Annotated in this window: 2 protein-coding genes and 1 pseudogene; 2 read left to right on the forward strand and 1 reads right to left on the reverse strand. The window is 63.2% G+C overall.

Translation table 11 applies throughout. The annotated features are described in order from the left end of the window. Window positions 1–158 (reverse strand): annotated as a pseudogene (locus EN991_RS41220) (porin family protein); the annotation flags it as partial. Window positions 159–571: 413 nt separating this feature from the next. Between EN991_RS41220 and EN991_RS30535 the strand changes: the two are divergent. Together EN991_RS30535 and uvrC are read left to right on the forward strand one after the other, a co-directional pair. Then, window positions 572–1,336: an SDR family oxidoreductase gene (locus tag EN991_RS30535; RefSeq protein ID WP_127370141.1), complete on the forward strand. Its 765-nt coding sequence runs from the start codon at window positions 572–574 to the stop codon at window positions 1,334–1,336. After that, a partial coding sequence (uvrC, locus tag EN991_RS30540; RefSeq protein ID WP_127370142.1) for an excinuclease ABC subunit UvrC occupies window positions 1,333–2,887 on the forward strand: 1,555 nt, incomplete at its 3' end. The genes EN991_RS30535 and uvrC, both read left to right, overlap by 4 nt.

The raw sequence follows: 2,887 nt of genomic DNA on the forward strand, positions 1-2,887 counted from the left end.
GCGTAGGGGCCGGCCCACGAAGCGACGGGAAGTTCAGCGATCGGCGCAGGTGCCGGCGGCTCTTCCGAAACCACGTCAGCAGCATAGGCAGTTCCGCTGAGGGCGAAGAGCCCGAGCGCAACGGCCAGCGGCCGTGCGAATTTGAGATTGGCTTGCATTGTTCTTTACTCCTTAAGCCACAGGACACAGGCTTGTTTCTCACGATCGCCATCGACCCGTCCGGGGGGTGAAACGGATCTGGCGTTCGTCGGTTCCAAATGTCGTGTCAAAATGCGGCTGAAGCGAACCTGAACTTGGGTCATTCCCCGGCGCAAATGAGGCAGAACCTTGACGTTGCATCTTCGCAACAGCGAAATGGCAGGAACCATCCGGTGCTGCGCTGCACACCGCTTGGTGCAAGGACTCCAGCACCCTATATTGCGGTCGGGCACGCCTGAGTCCAGGGCGGGCCAAGATGCCCAAACGGCCGTTTCGCCACAATGCTGCCCAAGGTGCGAACACCATTTAACGCATGCCGGGCCATATTTCGCCGGCACTGCTTTTTCGGGCCGAAATTGAGGATTGACACCATATGAGCAAAGCCACTGTCACGGCGCTGGTGACGGGCGGGGCCAGGCGGATCGGCAGGGCGATCGTCGAGGATCTCGCCGCGCACGGTTTTGCCGTCGCCATCCATTGCAACCGCTCGCGCACCGAGGCCGATGCGTTGGCTGCCGAAATCATCGCCGGAGATGGCCGCGCCGCGGTGGTCGCCGCCGACCTGACCGATATGGACGCCATCGATGACCTTATCGGCGAGGCGCAAGCAGCGCTCGGGCCGCTCTCGCTGCTGGTCAACAACGCGTCGCTCTTCGAGGACGATTCGGTTCTGGATTTCGACTGGCGGGCCTGGGACCGGCACTTTGCCGTCCATGTGAAAGCGCCCGCGCTCCTGGCGCAGAATTTCGCCCGGGCACTACCGGCAGGGCAGGAGGGCCTGATCGTCAACATGATAGACCAGCGCGTCTGGCGGCCGACGCCGCGCTACTTTTCCTATGCACTGTCCAAATCGACGCTGTGGACAGCCACCCAGATGATGGCGCAAGCGCTCGGTCCCCGCGTCCGCGTCAATGCCATCGGCCCGGGGCCGACATTGAAGAACGCGCGTCAGGACGACAGCGATTTTGCAGCCCAAGTCGATGGCTTGATCCTCAAGCGCGGCCCGGAATTGCCGGAATTCGGCGCCACAATCCGCTATCTCTGGGAAGCGCGCTCGGTCACCGGCCAGATGATCGCGCTCGATGGCGGCCAGCATCTTGCGTGGCAGACGCCCGATGTGACAGGCATGACGGAATGAGTCCTATAGACCACAAAAGCAAGCCGCGCGGCGGCACCGACGATCTGCCTCCCGATATCGACCTCGAGGACGAGGCGGTCGAGGAGATGGTTGAAACCGTCGGTCCCGATGTCGCCTTCACCGCCATCGACTGGACGCCGCATGCCGGCGACGCGGAAGGCATGATCGGTGCCGAGGTGATCCAGACGCTGGTCAAGCGGCTGCCCAACGCGCCCGGCGTCTACCGCATGATGAACGCTGCCGGCGATGTGCTCTATGTCGGCAAGGCGCGCAGCCTGAAGAAGCGCGTCACCAACTACGCGCAAGGCCGCTTCCACACCACCCGCATCGGCCGCATGGTGCGCGAGACGTCGACGATGGAGTTCGTCGTCACCCGCACCGAGATCGAAGCGCTGCTGCTCGAAGCCAATCTTATCAAGCGCTTGCGGCCGCGATTCAACGTCCTGATGCGCGACGACAAGTCGTTTCCCTATATCCTCTTGACCGGCGACCATGTCTCGCCCGGCATCTATAAGCATCGCGGCGCGCGTTCGCGCAAAGGCGATTATTTCGGCCCCTTTGCTTCGGCCGGTGCCGTTGGCCGCACCATCAACTCGCTGCAGCGCGCCTTTCTGCTGCGCAGTTGCACCAACTCGTTCTACGAGAACCGCACGCGGCCATGCCTGCTTTATCAGATCAAGCGCTGCGCCGGTCCCTGCACCGGCGAGGTCTCGCACCAGGACTATGCCGAGCTGGTCAATGAGGCGAAGGACTTCTTGTCCGGCCGCAGCCAGAAGGTGAAGACGGAAATCTCGGCCGCCATGCAGCAGGCGTCGGAAGCTCTCGATTTCGAGCGCGCCGCGATCTATCGCGACCGGTTAGCGGCCCTGTCGCATGTGCAGAGCCACCAGGGCATCAATCCGGCGACCGTCGACGAAGCCGATGTCTTCGCCATCCATCAGGAAGGCGGCCAGGTCTGCATCCAGGTGTTCTTCTTCCGCACCGGCCAGAACTGGGGCAACCGCGCCTATTTCCCCAAGGCCGATCCGGCGTTGGAAGCAGCCGAGGTGCTGGGCTCGTTCCTGGCGCAGTTCTATGACGACAAGCCGACGCCGCGGAACATCCTTCTGTCGCATGGCGTCGAGGATCAGGAATTGCTGGCCGAGGCGCTCTCCACCCGCGCCGGCCGCAAGGTCGCGATCTCCGTGCCGCAGCGCGGCGAGAAGAAGGACCTGACCGACAACGCTTTGCAGAATGCCCGCGAAGCGCTCGGACGCCGGCTGGCTGAAACCTCCACCCAGGGACGCCTGCTTGCCGGTTTCGCCGAGACATTCGGCCTGCCGAAGCCGCCAGTGCGCATCGAGGTCTACGACAATTCGCACATCATGGGCACCAATGCCGTCGGCGCCATGGTCGTTGCCGGACCGGAGGGGTTCGTGAAGAACCAGTACCGGAAATTCAACATCCGCTCGACCGAGATCACGCCTGGCGACGATTTCGGCATGATGCGCGAGGTGATGGAACGGCGGTTTTCGCGGTTGCTCAAGGAGCATGGCGGTGTTCCGGCTGGGG

Origin of the sequence: Mesorhizobium sp. M7A.F.Ca.US.005.03.2.1, assembly GCF_003997795.1 — a bacterium.
GTDB lineage: Bacteria > Pseudomonadota > Alphaproteobacteria > Rhizobiales > Rhizobiaceae > Mesorhizobium > Mesorhizobium ciceri.